The sequence below is a fragment of the Bradyrhizobium sp. USDA 3364 genome (assembly GCF_054056355.1).
Window position 1 is genome coordinate 2,147,214 of sequence record NZ_JBSRYG010000002.1, and the last position, 18,192, is coordinate 2,165,405.

Below are 18,192 nucleotides of genomic sequence, written 5' to 3' on the forward strand. Positions count from 1 at the left end.
TGCGAGCTGCTTGACCGCTAACCGCTCCGACCCTGCATAGTTTCTGCAGGGGGTAGCTCCAGGCATGGAGAGGCATTGCCGTGCGGTTGTTATTTCAGCCGCTCCCGGCGCTCTGCAATCTGCCCGTCGAATAGATCTGCGCATCGAATGGTTGACACGTCGGGCAACTCACCGATACATTTTCACCGTCGCGACAACTAAGCCCGCACCGGAAAATCCGCTGCGGGCTTTTTGAATCGGACAGGCGCTGTCGGCCAGTACGCTGCCGAGCGTGCCGAACTGGCTGACAGCCAGGGCCGCCCCCACCGACAGACGGGCGCCCGGCGAAGACGATGCGCAAGCCGAACCGGAAGCGACACTTCCGCGCCGTTGCGTAAGCCATCCTTCAAGCGCTTTGCCTTCAAGCACTTGCCTTCAAACATACAAAGCCAACCCAGCCCTCTCCGCGAGGTGCGGTCACGCACGGACTCATCCGACGTGTCCGCAATATCTGTAGGTGATGATCATGCCTGATTACTCTCTGGTGCCGGTGGACCATCAGCCGGATTTCGATGACTACTCGCTCGTTCCGGTTGACCACGACCCGTTCGCCGCGAATGGCCTTGCGCAACAGGCGCAGCTTCAACAGCCGCCGACACCGACTCAACCAGCGCAGCCGCAAACCCTGCCGCAACAGCCCGCGACAGGAGCCGGTCAGCCCGACGTCAATGGGCCAGCGACTGGCAACAGCCCCAGCGGATCGGGTGGCATCGTCGGCATCAAGCGTTTCGGCGGCGACGAAGGTGGTGACTATCCGAGCCGCAATGCGGGGATCGGTTTCGAGAGCGCGGAACGCGCATGGGACGCTGCCCGCAAGGAAATGATAGACCTTGGGACCCAACATTACCCGGAAGAGACCAAGAGCAGGGGCTTTATCCCGGAACTGGGCGTGGAAATTTATAAGCGCGACGGACTATATTACTACGATCAGATAGCACGTGGATTCCAAGACGGAGCGCGAAACGGTGGTGTGGGGCTTGGCGATAGGGATGCGGTCGCGCGTGGGCACATGCACTGGGAAAATCAGCTTGAAAGTGATGGAGATAAAAAGAATGCGGAGGCTTATTCTCAGAAAACTCCAGATTATCGAGCGTGGGTTGGATCTTGGGATGGGAGCTATTTGTATTGGCTTCACGGCAAGCCGACGGGGTCGAGAATGCCCGATTGGAATCGATACAAATATTGAGTCATGCCGATGAAAACGGTCGCGCTCGCGGGAGCCTTATGCCTTCTGCTCACCAGTTCAACGGTATGCAAGGCAAACTCCGGCCCCTGGTGTAAGCCGGATGTCGTGACTTTGACTTTCAAAAATCAACAAGGCGGGGATCTTGCGAGGATCGAACTTCGGACCCTCAAGGCAGTTTGCGACCGAAACCCGGAAAAAAAAGGGTTTGGGATAGGCCTGGAACGGTCGATGCGCATTGAACACAATGGACAATGGACCGATGTGCCGCAAGAGTGTCTATCCGTTTTTGCTTTTGGCGTAGATGAGGTGTCGCTATCAGGTGACGATCGCGGTCTAGGCATAGCTATTATTGGGAAACCGACGGAGAGAGCCGAGAGTTTAAAAGTCTTGATATTCAAACATGGTGACGAAGTCTTTTGCGATCAGGTCGTGCGATGCCCGAATCTCGACGATCCGCCCGACTATATTAGAGAGTGCAGCAGGGATTTGCGGTGAGCACGCCGGGAGACCGGCTCGACACTCTGCGAAAGCGCAGGTCTGAATGTTGTCCGCGAACGTCTGGCGCAAATGCCGCGCCGTCGCGAAGATCAACTTGATGCCCTCTCATTCCCAAAATTTGAACAAGCAGCAGCGCTCTGAACTCCCTCGAGGCTATTTGGGTGTCCACCCTCCTCCGTTTCGGCGGAATTTTCTGCCGTTCCGAGGAGATGATCGGCATCACGAAGGAAGACATCCAGCGGAAGACTTCGATAGGGCTTTGATGCCAATCGGCCCTACTGCTCCAGCAACAATTTGCCGTTGGCGTATTCGAAGCGCTTCAGCTTCGACAGGAAGGACAGGCCGAGCAGGTTTTCCGACAGCGCCTCGTCCGGCAGCACCAGGGCGTCGACGTCGCGCACGGTAAGGCCGCCGATCTCGATCATGGCGATATGGGCGCGCGCGGCCTTGATGGTGCCGTTGGCGGTGGTGACGCGCGAGGTGTAATCGCCCGGCACCGGACGCAGGCCGAAGCGCGCCGCCGAGGTCTCGTTCAGGGCGACCACGGAGGCGCCGGTGTCGACCATGAAGTTGACGCGCTGGCCATCGATCCGGCCGTCGGTCGCGAAATGACCGCGCGGGTCGGGCGCGATGCTGAGCGTGCGGGCGCTGGCCTGCGCCACCGTGACGGCGGGAGCCATGGTCTGCTTTGCGGTGGTCGCGGCGGCGGGCGACATCTTGCTGGCCATCTGGGCCATGAAAGTGCCCAGCCCGATCAGGATGGCCGCGAAAATCATCAAGTTACGCATGACACCATACTCGGAAAACCGAACACGCAATTTCACCACGCCGCACGCCCCGCCGCGAGCGAGGGCGCCGGCACGAGGCTGCCATTTTGGCGAAAAGGATGAGCGAAGAGTTAAGATCAGCCCGCCGAGGCGGCCGAATGCCATCAGCCGCCCGCAAGGGCCGGAATTTGCGGGCTTTCAGGCGGTGTTTCAGGCCGTCTTGGCGACCGGGCTCGGCTTCGCCACGCGCAGCGCATAATAGACCGCGCCGGCGATCCCGACACCGAAGAACCAGCCATAGACCGCCCACCAAGCCGGCAGGAGCGAGGTGAAATTCGGCAGCACCGACGAGAACAGGGCGCCGATCGCGGCCGCGATCAGCGCGCTGACGTTCCAGCCGTTCTGGAAGCGATATTCGCCGTCCTCCTGATACAGCGCCGGCACGTTCACGCGGCCTTTGGCGATCAGAAAATAGTCGACCATCATGATCCCGAAGATCGGCCCCATGGTGGCACCGATCAGCCCGACGAACGAGGCGGCGCTGCCCTCCCAGGGCGCGAACGGATACAGCGCCAGCGCGATCAGCGCCGCGATGTAGCCGCCCTTTTTGAAGTCGATATGCCGCGGAAACACGTTCGAGAAATCGAATGCCGGCGAGACGAAATTGGCGACGACGTTGATGCCGAGCGTTGCCACCGCAAAAGTGACCGCCGCGAGCAGCGCCAGGAACCAGCTGTCGAACTTCGCCGATATCTGGTCGGGATGCAGCAGCACCTCGTGATAGACGTTGAACGCTGCGATCGTGGTGACGCCGGCGACCAGCGAGAACAGGATCAGATTGACCGGCAGGCCCCAGATATTGCCCTTGCGCAGCGCCTTCGCGTCGGGCGCATAGCGCGAGAAGTCGCAGAAGTTGAGATAAAGCGCGGCGAAATAGGTGATCCAGGTCGCGGCGACGGCGCACAGCGCAGCGAACGTGCCGGGTTCGCCGGGCACGCCGGCATCCTTGGTCTTCTCCAGCAGCACATCCTGCGGGATCGGCGCGGTGAGCGAGATGCCGCCGGCCGCGATGCAGAGATAGATCGCAAGGATCAGCATCATCAGCCATACCGCCGGCCCTGCCCAATCCTGGAAGCGCCGCACCGTCTCCATGCCGCGCTGAATGATCAGGAGCTGCAGCGCCCAGATCACCACGAAACAGATCACCTCGAGCGTCGAGTGGCCGAGCATGTGGCTCGACTGGTGGAACGCCTTGAAGCTGTCGATACGCGTCAGCAGCGCGACGATCGCGCCCGAGGCCGCCGCGGTCTGCGCGCCGTACCAGAAGCAGGCGACGATGGCCCGCACCAGCGCCGGAATGTTGGCGCCCCAGACCCCGAACGAGGCGCGCGCCAGCACCGGATAGGGCACGCCGGTCTTCACGCCGGCATTGCCGATCAGGCTCATCAGCACAAAAATCACCAGCGAGCCGACGCCGATCGCGAGGATGAAATTGACGAAGCTGCCGCAGAGCAGGAACAGGCTGGCGGCGAGATAATAGCCCCAGAGGCTATGCACGTCCGAAGTCCAGACGTTGAAGATGCTGAAGGCGCCCCAGTTGCGTTCCCTGGCCGGCGCCAGGTCTTCATTATACAGCGACGGCGATGGGTTCTTGATCTCCAGATTCTTGATCTCCACCTCGGTCTCCCCAGATTGCGAGCCCGTGATCCCGGCGCGCAAATCTAACCACTGTTGGCGGACACTTGCCAGCGCTCCGGCGCGGATGGTGCGAATCTATGCCCCGTCATTGCGAGCCAACGGGTCGCGCGAACGCGCGCCCGATGACAGGCTCCGCGAAGCAATCCATCCCTCCGCGCCCGCGGAGCCATGGATTGCTTCGTCGCTATCGCTCCTCGCAATGACGGGGCGGCATGAAATTCGTGACCCGTCAGGTGCCGCGCGGTTTCACGCGTCGCGTCGGCATCGCGCTGGCGGGATCTTCCGGCCAGGGATGGCGCGGATAGCGGCCGCGCAGGTCGGAGCGGACGGCGGCGTAGCTGCCGCGCCAGAAGCCGGGCAGATCGCGCGTCACCTGCACCGGGCGCTGCGCCGGCGACAGCAGTTCCAGCACCAGCGGCACCGCGCCCTTGGCGATCGAGGGATGGGTGTTGAGCCCGAACAGTTCCTGCAGCCGGACCGCGATGGTCGGGCCCTGCTCCGCCTCGTAGTCGATCGCAAGCTGCGTTCCGGTCGGCGCCTCGAAATGCGTCGGCGCCTCGCGATCGAGCCGCGCGCGCAATTCCCACGGCAGCAGCGTCATCAGCGCGTCCGACAGGTCACCGGCGGACAGATCCTTCAGCGCGGTCTTGTCGTAGAGCGCGGGTACCAGCCAGTCGTCGGCGCGCGCGGCGAGTGCCGCGTCCGACAGATCGGGCCAGCTCTCGTCCTCGGCCCTGCGCAGGAACATGACGCGGTCGCGCCACTGCTTCGAATGCTTCGACCACGGCAGCCGGTCGAGCCCGGCCGCGATCAGGCCGTCGGCGAACACGCGCGCGGTCTCGGCCGACGGCTGTAGCGGCATCGGCGCTTCCGACAGCGTGATCGCATGTAGCGAACGGCGGCGGCGGGCGCGCAGCGCCATCGCGCCGCGGTCGAACGTCACCTCCTCAACGTTCTCGATCTGGCCGGCAAAGCGCTGCTCGATCTCCTCCTGGGTGATCGGCGCCGCCAGCAGGATGCGACCGCTCGCCGCCGTGCCGGTCAGTTCGGCGACCGCGATATAGGGCAGCCGCGCCAGCGCCGCGGTCTGCTCGACCGCAGCACCGCGGCCATTGGCCAGCACGAAGCTGCCATTGCCGCGGTTCCTGGCGACGCGATCCGGAAACGCGAAGGCCAGCATCACGCCGGTGGAGAGATCGCCGACATCGGCAGACACCACCTTTGCGGGCCCCCCTCCCCGGCCCTCCCCCACAAGGGGGGAGGGAGAAGAAAATCTCTCAGGCCTCTCCACCTGCGAAGCCCAGCGCGCGGCCATGCTGCGCGCGCTCGATGCACGCTGCGAGCGGTCGCGGCGGAACTGGTCGAGCCTGACGTCGAGATCGACGCTGTCGCCGCCGAGCCCGCGCTCGGTCAGCACGGCGGCGATCTCGGCCGCCTCCTCGCCCGCACCGAAGCGGGCGGAATCCACGATCATGCGCGCCAGCCGCGGCGGCAGCGCCAGCGCGCGCAGGCTCTTGCCCTCCTCGGTGATGCGGCCGTCCGCGTCGAGCGCGCCGAGTTCGCCCAGCAGTGATTTCGCTTCCTTCAGCGCCGGCCCCGGCGGCGGATCGAGGAAGGCAAGGCTACCGGGATCGCTGACGCCCCATTGCGCGAGATCGAGCACCAGCGAGGACAGATCGGCGGAGAGGATTTCGGGCGCGGTGTAGGCCGGCAGCGATGCGGTCTGCGGCTCGTCCCACAGACGATAGCAGACGCCGGGCTCGATGCGGCCGGCGCGGCCGCGCCGCTGATCGACGGCGGCGCGCGAGGCGCGCACGGTCTCGAGCCGGGTCAGCGCAATGTCCGGCTCGTAGCGCGGCACCCGTGCGAGGCCTGAATCGACCACGATGCGCACGCCCTCGATGGTCAGCGAGGTCTCGGCGATCGAGGTCGCCAGCACCACCTTGCGGGTGCCCTTCGGCGCCGGCGCGATGGCGCGATCCTGCACGCCGGCATCGAGCGCGCCGAACAGCGGCACGATCTCGACCGAAGCGTCGTGCACGCGCTCGGCGAGGAAGGTTTGCGTGCGGCGGATCTCGGCCGCGCCGGGCAGGAAGGCGAGCACCGAGCCGGCATCGGCGCGCAGCGCCGTCGCGATCGTCTCGGCCATCTGCCGCTCCACCGACGCATCGACCTTGCGGCCGACATAACGGGTCTCGACCGGAAAGGCGCGCCCCTCGCTCTCGACCACAGGTGCATCGCCGAGCAGCCTTGCCACGCGCGCGCCGTCGAGCGTGGCCGACATCACGAGGATGCGCAGATCCTCGCGCAGCCCGGTTTGCGCATCGCGCGCCAGCGCGAGCCCGAGATCGGCATCGAGCGAGCGCTCGTGGAATTCGTCGAATAGCACCGCGGCGACGCCGTCGAGCTCGGGATCGTCGAGGATCTGGCGCGAGAAGATGCCCTCGGTGACGACCTCGATCCGGGTCGCGCGCGACACCTTCGAGCCGAAGCGCACGCGATAGCCGACGGTCTCCCCGGGACGCTCACCAAGCGTCTTCGCCATCCGCTCGGCACTGGCGCGTGCGGCGATCCGGCGCGGCTCCAGCACGATGATCTTCTTAGCCCGAGCCCAGGGCGCATCGAGCAACGCCAGCGGCACGCGCGTGGTCTTGCCGGCGCCGGGCGGCGCGACCAGCACTGCGGCATTGTGGCGATCGAGCGTGCGGTCGAGTTCGTCGAGCACGGCGTCGATCGGCAGCGGGCTATCGAATTGGTGCGGCAAGGAAACTTATCGCAGGCCACGGCGCTCGGCCGACCTGCGTCCTATGGTTAACGAACCTCTCGGATTCTTTGGCCTCTTAGACCATTCGCCGGTGACAGGAAACCGTGGAAAGGTCCGGGTCCGATGGCACAGCACTTGTACTGATAAAGGAGAAAGCAACCGATCGGGCCGATGATGGACCCGATTACGCCGAAACAGGACAGGGATGACCACAAACGGCACAGCAGTCGCGACAGATCGTTCCGCCGGGAACGCGGGCCCGCGTGTCGATTGGGTCGACTATGCCAAGGGCATCTGCATCATCATGGTGGTGATGATGCATTCGGTGCTGGGGGTCGAGAAGGCCGCCGACCAGACCGGCTTCATGCATTATGTCGTGATGTTCGCCAAGCCGTTCCGGATGCCGGACTTCTTCCTGATCTCGGGACTGTTCCTCTCGGTGGTGATCGACCGCGACTGGCGCACCTATCTCGACCGCAAGGTGATGCACTTCGCCTATTTCTACGTGCTGTGGGTGACGATCCAGTTCGGCTTCAAGGCGCCGTCGCTGGCCGCAGAGAACGGCTGGGCCCAGACCGGGCTACAATATCTCGAATCCTTCATCGAGCCGTTCGGCACGCTGTGGTTCATCTATCTGCTGCCGATCTTCTTCGTCGTCACCAAGCTCACGCGCAATGTCCACCCGCTCGTCATCTGGCTGGTCGCGGCCGTGCTGGAGAGCGCGCATGTCGCGACCGGCTGGACCGTCGTCGACGAGTTCTGCTCCCGCTTCGTCTACTTCTACACCGGCTATGTCCTGGCCGATTACGTGTTCGGCCTGTCGGACCGCGCACGGGCGCGGCCGGCGCTGGCCCTGCTCGGGCTCGGGCTGTGGGCGCTGGTCAATGGCGGCCTGGTTGCGATCGGGGTCAGCGAATGGCCGGTCGTGTCGCTGGCGCTCGGCTTTGCCGGCGCCTGCGCGATCATCGTGACCGGCACGCTGCTGGCGCGAGCGCAATGGCTCGGCTTCCTGCGCTTCTGTGGCGAGCACTCGATCGTGATCTATCTGGCCTTCTTCCTGCCGATGGCCGCGACACGCACGGTTCTGCTGCGGTTCGACATCATCCCCGACATCGGCATGGTCTCGCTGATCGTGACCGCGGCCGGCGTTGCCGGCTCGCTGCTGATCTGGCGGCTGACGCTGGCGGCGCGGGCCAATTTCCTGTTCGAACGGCCCGACGCGTTCTGGATTGCCCCGAAAAAGGCAGCGACCGCTTTGCAGGCGGCCGAATAGTGCCAAAAGTCATGGCGCGGATTCGTTCCAACAGGCGTGATTCCGGCTATTTGAGTTTTCCACCCGTTGAAATTACTGGTTTTTTGGTCCCGAATGTTTCGTCGTCCCGCCGGCAACGAAACAATTCTCCCGGTCACGAAACCATTTTCCGCTTTTCGCGCAGACATCCGGAAACGGGCAGTAACTAGCTTTCTCCCAACGAACCGCCGCCCAACGGCGAACTGGGAGCCTGTCATGCCGAACGTCATCGCCATCAACTCTGCAGCCACGGAGCATATCGATGCTACTCGCGCGACCTCGGATGAAATGCTGCTCGCGCGTATCGCCAAGAATAACCGCACCTCGATGCACACGCTCTATGCCCGCCACAACGTCCGGGTCTACCGCTTCGTGCTCCGCATGGTGCGCGACACCACCATGGCCGAGGACCTGGTCAGCCAGGTGTTCCTGGACGTCTGGCGCACCGCGGCCCAGTTCGAGGGCCGCTCGCAGGTCTCGACCTGGCTGCTGTCGATCGCCCGCTTCAAGGCGCTGACCGCACTGCGCCAGCGCAAGCACGAGGACATCGACCAGGATGACGTGCTGGAGATCCCCGACGGCGCCGATACGCCGGAAACCTCGCTCGATCGCGCCACCACCAGCGAGATCCTGCGCGCCTGCGTGGCCAAGCTGTCGCCGGCGCACCGCGAGATCATCAATCTGGTCTACTACCATGAGAAGTCGGTCGAGGAGGCCGGGCAGATCATCGGGATTCCGCAGAGCACGGTGAAGACCCGCATGTTCTATGCCCGCAAGCAGCTTGCCGACCTCCTCCGGGGCGCCGGCGTCGACAGCGTCGCGGCATAAAATACTGCGAACTCAATTATTTACGTTGATATCGATCGATTAGGGCAATTATCCACGAAGCCGAAAAAGTCAGGCGACGAAACAATTGAAATAATCGACGACATCACCCGGAAAAACGCGATCCCTATACCCATAACCAACGACGCAACCCCCAACCCAAGTTTTGATACCCGAGTTCTAACCTCCCAAGTTCTACCCTCCCAAGTAACCTCCAACGACCCGGCCGGGATGCCCCCCAGCCGGGTCGCTCTGTTTTTGGCGCGGCGCCGTGAAGCCGACACGCCTCGTCTCACACAGACGTGACGGCGCCTGCGATCGCGCCAAAGTAACGGCCAGACCGTCATCACGAAGAACATCAGGCGTACCCGGCACGGCCCTCTGGCGCGCCGGGACTTCCGATGGACGGATGACGATGCTCAGCCTTGCGCTTGCCCTGCTTGCCGGTGTCGCCACCGTCGCCGCCCCTTGCACCCTGCCGATGCTGCCGATCCTGCTCGGGGTATCGATAGGCCAGACCGGCAAGGCGCGGCCCGCGATGATCGCGCTTGGCTTCGTGATGTCATTCTCTGCGGTGGCATTGCTGCTGAGCGCGATCACGCGCGCCTTCGATTTCGACCCCAATGTGCTGCGGACCGGCGCGGCGGTCCTGCTCGCGGGCTTCGGCCTCCTGATGATCTGGCCGGCGCCGTTCGAATGGCTGGCGATCCGGCTGAACGGCGCTACCAGAGCGTTTTCGAGCGAAGTGGATGCCGGTTCGCGTGGAGAAAACGCGTCCAAACAAGAAGGCAGCATCGGCCAGGCCGCGCCGTCGCAGAGCCTGTTCGGCGGCTTCGTGCTCGGCTCCACGCTCGGACTGGTGTGGACACCCTGCGCCGGTCCGGTGCTCGGCTCGATCCTGACCGTCGTCGCGACCTCGAAGGACACAGCGTGGGCGAGCCTGCAACTCGTCACCTACGCGGTCGGCGCCGCAATCCCGATGCTGGCCATTGCCTATGGCGGGCAGGCCGCCACCACCCGCGTGCGCAGCCTGGCGCAGATCGCGCCGCGCCTCCAGCAGGGCTTCGGCGTCGTGATCATCGGCTTCGCCGCGCTGTCCTACCTGCAATACGACACGCTGATCGTGGCGTGGCTGACCCAGTTCTATCCCAACGGCCAGATCGGCCTGTGAGCCATAAGGAGATATCGATGTTCCTGCGCTTGATTGCCGTTTCCGCTCTGGTGGCAGGCCTTGGCCTCGGCGGCGCCGTCATCCCCGGCCTCTGCACCGAATCCGACGCGCCGGCCCAACCGGTGCCGAGAGCGATCGCCATGACCGCCGAGCAGAGCCAGACCGCGCCCGAATTCGTCGGCATCAGCAACTGGTTCAACTCGCAGCCGCTGAAGCTCGCCGACCTGCGCGGCAAGGTCGTGCTGGTGGATTTCTGGACCTATGGCTGCGTCAACTGCGTCAACACGCTGCCGCACGTCACCGAACTTTATTCAAAGTACCGGGATCGCGGCCTCGTCGTGATCGGGGTCCACACGCCGGAATTCCCGTTCGAGCATTCGGCCACCAACGTGCAGGCCGCACTGAAGCGGCACGGCATCGTCTATCCGGTGGCGCAGGACAACAATTCGCAGACCTGGAACGCCTACGGCAACCAGTATTGGCCGGCGCAGTACATCATCGACCAGAACGGCAAGATCGTCTTCCAGCATGCCGGCGAGGGTCGCTATGACGAGATCGACCGCACCGTCGCGCGATTGCTCAACGCCAACAGCTAAAGCACGGCATCATGCGGTTGCATCGGACCGCATGATGTAGACAATCCGCCCTGTATTGCCGTCATCCCCGCCGTGATAGGCTCATCGCCGGGGACGACGCGATCCCGAGAGCGCACGCTGTCACCGGATCGCGCCCCAGAGCACTGGCAATGGATGGTGCGTGATGTTCGAAGGTTGGGATGCGGTCGTACTCGCCCGCGCGCAATTCGCTTTCACGATGTCGTTCCACATCGTGTTTCCCGCATTCTCGATCGGGCTTGCGAGCTATCTTGCGGTGCTGGAAGCGCTGTGGCTCATCACCAAGCGCGAAGTCTTCATCAACCTGTTCAATTACTGGCTGAAGATCTTCGCGGTCGCGTTCGGCATGGGCGTGGTGTCGGGCATCGTGATGTCCTACCAGTTCGGCACCAACTGGTCGTCCTTTGCCGACAAGACCGGGCCGGTGATCGGCCCGATGATGGCCTATGAGGTCCTGACCGCATTCTTCCTCGAGGCCGGCTTCCTCGGCGTGATGCTGTTCGGACTGTCGCGCGTCGGCCCCAGACTGCATTTCGTGGCGACCCTGATGGTCGCGATCGGCACGCTGATCTCGGCGTTCTGGATCCTGTCGGCCAATTCCTGGATGCAGACGCCGACCGGCCATGCCGTCAATGCCGACGGCCAGTTCGTCGCCGCCGACTGGCTCAAGGTGATCTTCAATCCGTCGTTCCCCTATCGCCTCGTGCACATGGTGCTGGCGGCCTATCTCACCACCTCGCTCGTAGTCGGCGCGGTCGGCGCCTGGCATCTGTTGCGCGACCAGCATCTCGCCGGCGCGCGCGTGATGTTCTCGATGGCGATGTGGATGGCGACGCTGGTGGCGCCGATCCAGATCCTTGCTGGCGACCAGCACGGCCTCAACACGCTGGAGCACCAGCCCGCCAAGGTGATGGCGATGGAAGGCCACTTCCAGAGCCACAAGGACGGCGCGCCGCTGATCCTGTTCGGTTGGCCCGACGTGCGTGATGCCAAGGTGAAATACGCGATCGAGGTGCCGAAGCTGTCGTCGCTGATCCTGAAGCATTCGCTCGACGCACCGCTCGCCGGCCTCGACACCGTGCCGCGCGAGAACTGGCCGCCGGTGCCGATCACCTTCTGGGCGTTCCGCATCATGGTCGGGCTCGGCTTCCTGATCCTGGGGCTCGGCCTGTTCAGCCTGCTGATGCGCTGGCGCGGAAAGCTGTACCAGTCGCAGCTACTGCACAGATTCGCGGTGCTGATGGGCCCGGCCGGCTTCATCGCGGTGCTCGCCGGCTGGATCACCACGGAGACCGGGCGGCAACCGTTCACCGTCTATGGCCTGTTGCGCACGGCGGATTCAGCGTCGCCGCTGGCGGCGCCGGCGGTCGGCTCGTCGCTGATCGCCTTCATCATCGTCTATTTCGCCGTGTTCACCGCGGGCGTGATCTATATCCTGCGGCTGATGGCGCAGCCGCCGCATCCCGGCGAGCTGGGCCCGACCAAGGACCTTCCCGCCCGAGCCGCCGGCATCACGCCGGCCGCAGGTTCTGCTGCCGTGGAGGCCGTGCGATGATCGATCTCGCCATCATCTGGGCCTTCATCATCGCCTTTGCGGTGTTCGTCTATGTCGTGATGGACGGCTTCGATCTCGGCCTCGGCATCCTGTTTCCGCTGTTTCCGCAGAAGGCCGACCGCGACGTCATCATGAACACGGTGGCGCCGGTGTGGGACGGCAACGAGACCTGGCTGGTGCTCGGCGGCGGCGGCATGATGGCGGCGTTCCCGCTGGCCTATGCGGTGCTGATGCCGGCGCTCTACACGCCTGTCATCGCGATGCTGCTCGGCCTCGTGTTCCGCGGCGTCGCCTTCGAATTCCGCTGGCGGACCCAGAAGGCGCGCAACAAATGGGATCTCGCCTTCACCGGCGGCTCGCTGGTCGCCTCGCTGGCGCAGGGGGTCGCGCTCGGCGCCATCCTGCAGGGCATCCATGTCGAGGGACGTCACTATGCCGGCGGCTGGTGGGATTGGCTGACACCGTTCAGCGTGCTGACCGGCATCGCGCTGGTGATCGGCTACGCGCTGCTGGGCGCGACCTGGCTGGTGATGAAGACCGAGGGCGAGTTGCGCGACCGCGCCTATCATCTGAGCTGGATCTTGCTGGTCGCGATGCTGTGCGCGATCGGCGCCGTCAGCATCGCGACGCCGTTCCTGAGCGTGCAGTACACAGAGCGCTGGTTCGCCTGGCCCAACATCATCCTCACCGCGCCGGTGCCGATCGCGGTCGCCGCCGTCACCGCGCTGCTGCTGCGCGCGCTCAGCAACCGGTACGACCACCAGCCGTTCTTCCTGACGCTGGCGCTATTCGCCCTGTCCTATGCCGGGCTCGGCATCAGCATGTACCCCTACATCGTGCCGCAGAGCATCACGATCTGGCAGGCGGCGGCGCCTGCCAACAGCCAGATCTTCATGCTGGTCGGGGTCTCGATCCTGGTGCCGCTGATCCTCGGCTACACCGCCTGGGCCTATTGGGTGTTCCGCGGCAAGGTGCGCCCCGGCCACGGATACCACTGATGCGACCCCATCCGAATCAGCGGCCGCTTGGGCAGCGCCTGCTGTGGTTTGTAGTGCTCTGGCTTGGCGGCGTCGGCACGGTGGCGCTGATCTCGTTCGCCTTGCGACTCTGGATCGCGCCGAAATAAGGCCGGCAGCTTGGCGCGCCTCCGCCCTCAATGACAAAAAACAGAAGCATTACAGTGATATAGTGTGACGCCCGCCCTAAACTTGCCATCAACCTGCCGCTGAGATTTGATGGTCACCGTGATTTGGGTGGAGCAACCAATTGGCCCCGCGCCAACAAGGAGAGCTTTGTATGACGAAACTTCGTCACCTGGTCTGGACGTTGGTCGCCACGGGCGCTCTCGTGCTGTCGACATCGCAAGGCTTCGCCCAGAGCCGCCCGGACGCCGACGAGCCCGGCCTGATCGCCGACGACGGCTACCAGCTCGACCCGGAATGGCAGAAGCAGGTGGTGTACTACCGGACCAATGAGGCGCCGGGCACCATCATCGTCTCCACCGCCGAACGCCATCTCTACCTCGTGCAAGGCAACGGCCGCGCGCTCCGCTACGGCATCGGCGTCGGCCGCGACGGCTTTCAGTGGCAGGGCCTGGTGACCATCACCCGCAAGGCCGAGTGGCCGGATTGGGTACCGCCGCCGGAAATGATCGCCCGCCAGCCCTATCTGCCGCGCTTCATGGCCGGCGGCCCCGGCAATCCGCTCGGCGCGCGCGCGATGTATTTGGGCACCACCGTCTACCGCATCCACGGCACCAACCGGCCCGACACCATCGGCACCGCGATCTCGTCCGGCTGCTTCCGACTGGTCAATGCCGACGTCGCCGATCTCTACAGCCGCGTTCCCGTCGGCACCAAGGTGATCATCCGGCAGAAGCCCGAACTCTGATCTCTACGCTCGACCCGCCTTCGATATCCATCCTGATTTCCCCCGATCCTTCGCGAGAGAGAACCCATGCGTACATTTCGAGGCGGCCTGACGATCGGGCTCGCGGTCGCCGCGCTGGTTGCGGCCGCCGCCATCACCTATGAGCGTTACGACACCCGCACGCTGAAGCGCACCGTCCGCCGCGGCGACGTGCTGTGCGGCGTCAACAAGGGCCTGCCGGGCTTCTCGATCCCGGACGACAAGGGCAACTGGACCGGCTTCGACGTCGATTTCTGCCGCGCCGTGGCCTCGGCGATCTTCGACGATCCGTCGAAGGCGAAGTTCGTTCCGCTCGACGCCAGCGAGCGCTTCAAGGAGCTGCAGAACCGCAAGGTCGACATCCTCTCGCGCAACTCCACCTGGAGCATGTCGCGCGAGGTCAATTACGATCTCTATTTCCCGGCGGTCGCCTATTATGACGGCCAGGGGTTCATGATCCCGCGCTCGCGCAACATCGATTCCGCGCTCGATCTGAACGGCAGCAAGGTCTGCGTGCAGGCCAACACCACGACGCAGCTCAACCTCGCCGACTATTTCCGTGCCAACAACATGAAGTACACGGAGATGAAGTTCGACAAGCTCGACGATGTCGTGAAGGCCTATGACACCGGCCAGTGCGACACGCTGACCTCGGACGCCTCGCAGCTCTACGCGCTGCGGCTCAACCTCTCCAAGCCGAACGACAACATCATCCTGGCCGACATCATCTCCAAGGAGCCGCTGGCGCCGGTGGTGCGGCAGCGCGACGACGACTGGATGATGATCGTGAAGTGGACGCTCTACGCCATGATCAACGCGGAAGAACTCGGCATCACCTCGAAGAACATCGACGAGGCGCTGAAGTCGAAGAAGCCGGAAGTGATGCGGCTGGTCGGCACCGAGGGCTCCTACGGCGAGGATCTCGGCCTGACCAAGGACTGGGCGGCGCGCATCATCCGCCACGTCGGCAATTACGGCGAGGTCTATGACCGCAACGTCGGCGCCGATTCCAAGCTGAAGATCCCGCGCGGCATGAACCAGCTCTGGAACGCCGGCGGCGTGCAATACGCACCGCCGATCCGGTGATCTTTCTCCGGCGTCATTGCGAGGAGCGCTAGCGACGAAGCAATCCATGCTGCCACGAGCGGCGAGATGGATTGCTTCGCTTCGCTCGCAAATGACGGACTACTCAAGCCACCACATCCTCGGCTGTCATCACCCGCGAAAGCGGGCGATCCAGTACGCCGCGGCTTCTCGGCTCAAGCACCACTGTCTCTGGAATACTGGATCGCCCGTTCGAGCGGGCGATGACGGTTTTGCGTAGCGACAACAGACGTGGCGACGATGATGGCCGGCTCAGTAGCCCTTGCCGCTCGCCAGCTGGTCGGTGTGGTAATTGCTGTCGCCGAGCAGTTCCTGGCAGACGCGGGCGCGCTTCATGAAGAAGCCGATGTCGAACTGGTCGGTCATGCCCATGCCGCCGTGCATCTGCACGCCCTCCTGCACGGCCAGCGTCGCCGTGGTGCCGGCGCGCGCCTTGGCCACCGCGACCGCGGTGGCGGCCTTCTCGATGTCGGCATCGAGCGCCTGCAACGCCTTCAACACCGCGGCGCGGGTGATCTCGATATCGATGTAGAGCTGCGCGGCGCGGTGCTGCAGCGCCTGGAATTCACCGATCGCCTTGCCGAACTGCTTGCGCTCCTTCAGGTAGGTCAGGGTGCGGCCGAACACCTCGTCGGAGAGGCCGACCATTTCGGACGCGACCGCGCCGCGGCCGATATTGAGCACGCCCTCGAGCAGCGCAAAACCCTGATCGACCTCGCCGAGCACGCTGTCGGCATTGACCTCGACATTGTCGAACACGATGCGCGCCGCGTTGTGCGAATCGACCATCGCGGTACGCTCGACCGCGAGCCCCTTCGCCTTGGGATCGACCAGGAACAGCGTCAGCCCGTTCTTGTCGCCGGCGCTGCCGGCCGTGCGCGCCGCGACGATCAGCAGGTCGGCGGTGTGGCCGTCGACCACGAAGGCCTTGTCGCCCGACAGCCTGAAGCCGTTGCCTGCGCGCGTCGCCTGCAGTTTGGTCTGCAGCGGGCGATGCTTCGCGCCCTCGTCGATCGCCAGCGCTGCCAGCAGCGAGCCGTCGGCAATCTTCGGCAGATGCTGCGCCTTCTGCGCCTCGCTGCCGCCGCGCGAAAGCGCCGAGGCCGCAAGCACCGAGGTCGCGAGGAATGGCGACGGCATCAAGGTGCGGCCGATCTCCTCCATGACGATGCCGGCCTCGACGCAGCCGAGCCCGCTGCCGCCGAACTGGTCCGGCACCAGCAGGCCGGAGAAGCCCATCTCGGCAAAGGTCTTCCACAGCTCGCGCGAGAAGCCGGTGGTGTCCTTGGCATCGCGCAGGCCGCGCAGATGCGCCACCGGCGCCTTGTCGCTGATGAGACCGCGCGCACTGTCGCGCAGCATGGATTGTTCTTCGGTGAGGACGAGGGCCATGGATGGATTCCGTTACATTATCTCATCGAGTTAACTTTTGACCCTCATGGTGAGGAGGCGTGCCAGCGCCGTCTCGAACCATGGGGCCGATGTCGTGGCCTCATCCTTCGAGACGCGCGTTCCGCGCTCCTCAGGATGAGGGATTACAATCACGCCCCCGGCAGATCGAGGATGCGCTTGGCGACGATGCCGAGCATCACCTCCGAGGTGCCGCCCTCGATCGAGTTGGCCTTGGTGCGCAGCCAGGCACGCGGGCGCGCGCCGCCCCGGGAGCGGTCGCTCTCCCATTCCAGCGCGTCGATGCCGCCGGCCGACATCAGGATCTCGTAGCGGCGCTTGTTGAGCTCGGTGCCGTAATATTTCATCGCCGACGAGAACGCCGGATGCGACTGCCCGGCCTTGGCGAGATCGACCGCGCGCTCCGCGGCCGCGGCAAGCGCGGCCTCGTCGACCTCGAAGCTCGCGATCTGGCTGCGCAGCTGCGCGTCGTCGAGCTTGCCCTGCGGATCCGCCCCGATCGAGTCGGCCGCGATCTGGCCGAGCGGACGGCCGACGCCGCGCTCGCCCATGCCCGAGATCATCGCGCGCTCGTGCTGCAGCAGGTATTTCGCGACATCCCAGCCGCGATTGACGGTGCCGACGACATGCGACTTCGGCACGCGGACATTGTCGAAGAAGGTCTCACAGAACGGCGAATAGCCGGAGATCAGCAGAATCGGTTTTGTCGACACACCCTTCGACGTCATGTCGAAGAGAATGAAGCTGATGCCGTCGTGCTTCTTGGCCGCGGGATCAGTGCGCACCAGGCAGAAGATCCAGTCGGCATAGTTGGCGTAGGAGGTCCAGATTTTCTGGCCGTTGATGATGTAGTCGTCGCCGTCGCCGACCGCGCGGGTCTGCAGCGAGGCGAGGTCGGAGCCGGCGTTCGGCTCGGAATAGCCCTGGCACCAGCGGATCAGGCCCGCGGTGATCTTCGGCAGGTGCTCCTTCTTCTGCTCCTCGGTGCCGTATTTCAACAGCGCCGGTCCGAGCATCGAGATGCCGAACGAGGTCAGCGGCGCCCGCGCGCCGATGGCAGCCATCTCCTGGCGCACGATCTTGGCTTCCTCGCCGTCGAGGCCCCCGCCGCCATATTCCTTCGGCCAATGCGGCACGGTCCAGCCCTTGTCGCGCATGCGCTCGAACCAGACGCGCTGCGCTTCGGAGGAGAATTTCGTGTTGCGGCCACCCCAGAAGGTGTCGCCATCCGAGGTCATCGGCTTACGCATCTCCGCCGGGCAGTTCTGCTCCAGCCAGGCGCGGGTCTCTGCGCGGAATTTCTCAAGGTCAGCCATGGTGCGTTTCCAGTCAAAATCAATCAATTGGATTCGACCTTAGACC

17 protein-coding genes are annotated in these 18,192 nt (G+C 64.4%); 11 read left to right on the forward strand and 6 right to left on the reverse strand.

The window, feature by feature from the left end:
* Nucleotides 1–168: 168 nt before the first annotated feature.
* Entirely contained in the window at nt 169–408 is a 240-nt protein-coding gene (locus ACVILL_RS10005) for a hypothetical protein (RefSeq protein WP_456728904.1), read from the reverse strand.
* A 97-nt stretch (nt 409–505) separates the two neighbouring features.
* Between ACVILL_RS10005 and ACVILL_RS10010 the strand changes: the two genes are divergently transcribed.
* Nucleotides 506–1,225 carry a hypothetical protein gene (locus ACVILL_RS10010; protein WP_456728905.1) on the forward strand — a complete coding sequence of 240 codons (720 nt, stop codon included), beginning with the start codon at nt 506–508 and terminating at the stop codon, nt 1,223–1,225.
* A gap of 9 nt (nt 1,226–1,234) precedes the next feature.
* Nucleotides 1,235–1,720, forward strand: coding sequence for a hypothetical protein (locus ACVILL_RS10015; protein WP_456728906.1), 486 nt, complete (start codon nt 1,235–1,237; stop codon nt 1,718–1,720).
* Nucleotides 1,721–1,998: 278 nt separating this feature from the next.
* Here the strand turns inward: ACVILL_RS10015 and ACVILL_RS10020 are convergent, their stop codons facing one another.
* The 3 genes from ACVILL_RS10020 to hrpB all read right to left on the reverse strand — a co-directional run bounded on the left by ACVILL_RS10020 (nt 1,999) and on the right by hrpB (nt 6,952).
* On the reverse strand, nt 1,999–2,511 hold the full coding sequence (locus tag ACVILL_RS10020; RefSeq protein WP_456728907.1) for a TIGR02281 family clan AA aspartic protease: 513 nt from the start codon (nt 2,509–2,511) through the stop codon (nt 1,999–2,001).
* A 189-nt stretch (nt 2,512–2,700) separates the two neighbouring features.
* Complete coding sequence (locus ACVILL_RS10025) at nt 2,701–4,152, reverse strand: NCS1 family nucleobase:cation symporter-1 (protein ID WP_456734224.1); 1,452 nt, start codon at nt 4,150–4,152, stop codon at nt 2,701–2,703.
* Nucleotides 4,153–4,417: 265 nt separating this feature from the next.
* On the reverse strand, nt 4,418–6,952 hold the full coding sequence (hrpB, locus tag ACVILL_RS10030; protein WP_456728908.1) for an ATP-dependent helicase HrpB: 2,535 nt from the start codon (nt 6,950–6,952) through the stop codon (nt 4,418–4,420).
* Nucleotides 6,953–7,157: 205 nt separating this feature from the next.
* Between hrpB and ACVILL_RS10035 the strand changes: the two genes are divergently transcribed.
* The 9 genes from ACVILL_RS10035 to ACVILL_RS10075 all read left to right on the forward strand — a co-directional run bounded on the left by ACVILL_RS10035 (nt 7,158) and on the right by ACVILL_RS10075 (nt 15,402).
* A complete protein-coding gene (locus ACVILL_RS10035) occupies nt 7,158–8,225 on the forward strand; it encodes an acyltransferase family protein (RefSeq protein WP_456728909.1) in 1,068 nt (355 codons plus the stop codon).
* Nucleotides 8,226–8,459: 234 nt separating this feature from the next.
* Nucleotides 8,460–9,071, forward strand: coding sequence for a sigma-70 family RNA polymerase sigma factor (locus ACVILL_RS10040; RefSeq protein ID WP_456728910.1), 612 nt, complete (start codon nt 8,460–8,462; stop codon nt 9,069–9,071).
* Between the two features lie 412 nt (nt 9,072–9,483).
* Nucleotides 9,484–10,239 carry a cytochrome c biogenesis CcdA family protein gene (locus ACVILL_RS10045; RefSeq protein WP_456734225.1) on the forward strand — a complete coding sequence of 252 codons (756 nt, stop codon included), beginning with the start codon at nt 9,484–9,486 and terminating at the stop codon, nt 10,237–10,239.
* Nucleotides 10,240–10,256: 17 nt separating this feature from the next.
* Nucleotides 10,257–10,835 (forward strand): redoxin domain-containing protein, encoded by a 579-nt coding sequence (locus ACVILL_RS10050; RefSeq protein WP_456728911.1) that lies wholly within the window; start codon nt 10,257–10,259, stop codon nt 10,833–10,835.
* 163 nt (nt 10,836–10,998) lie between these two features.
* A complete protein-coding gene (locus ACVILL_RS10055) occupies nt 10,999–12,408 on the forward strand; it encodes a cytochrome ubiquinol oxidase subunit I (protein ID WP_456728912.1) in 1,410 nt (469 codons plus the stop codon).
* Nucleotides 12,405–13,406: a cytochrome d ubiquinol oxidase subunit II gene (cydB, locus tag ACVILL_RS10060; protein WP_456728913.1), complete on the forward strand. Its 1,002-nt coding sequence runs from the start codon at nt 12,405–12,407 to the stop codon at nt 13,404–13,406. The genes ACVILL_RS10055 and cydB overlap by 4 nt, the downstream gene beginning before the upstream one ends.
* Entirely contained in the window at nt 13,406–13,534 is a 129-nt protein-coding gene (locus ACVILL_RS10065) for a DUF2474 domain-containing protein (protein WP_456728914.1), read from the forward strand. The genes cydB and ACVILL_RS10065 overlap by 1 nt, the downstream gene beginning before the upstream one ends.
* A 170-nt stretch (nt 13,535–13,704) precedes the next feature.
* Nucleotides 13,705–14,298 (forward strand): L,D-transpeptidase, encoded by a 594-nt coding sequence (locus tag ACVILL_RS10070; protein ID WP_456728915.1) that lies wholly within the window; start codon nt 13,705–13,707, stop codon nt 14,296–14,298.
* Between the two features lie 66 nt (nt 14,299–14,364).
* Entirely contained in the window at nt 14,365–15,402 is a 1,038-nt protein-coding gene (locus ACVILL_RS10075; RefSeq protein WP_456728916.1) for an amino acid ABC transporter substrate-binding protein, read from the forward strand.
* Nucleotides 15,403–15,672: 270 nt separating this feature from the next.
* Here ACVILL_RS10075 and ACVILL_RS10080 read toward each other — a convergent pair whose 3' ends face one another.
* Together ACVILL_RS10080 and ACVILL_RS10085 are read right to left on the reverse strand one after the other, a co-directional pair.
* Complete coding sequence (locus ACVILL_RS10080) at nt 15,673–16,812, reverse strand: acyl-CoA dehydrogenase family protein (protein ID WP_456728917.1); 1,140 nt, start codon at nt 16,810–16,812, stop codon at nt 15,673–15,675.
* A 149-nt stretch (nt 16,813–16,961) separates the two neighbouring features.
* Nucleotides 16,962–18,146: an acyl-CoA dehydrogenase family protein gene (locus tag ACVILL_RS10085; RefSeq protein WP_456728918.1), complete on the reverse strand. Its 1,185-nt coding sequence runs from the start codon at nt 18,144–18,146 to the stop codon at nt 16,962–16,964.
* Between the last annotated feature and the right edge of the window lie 46 nt (nt 18,147–18,192).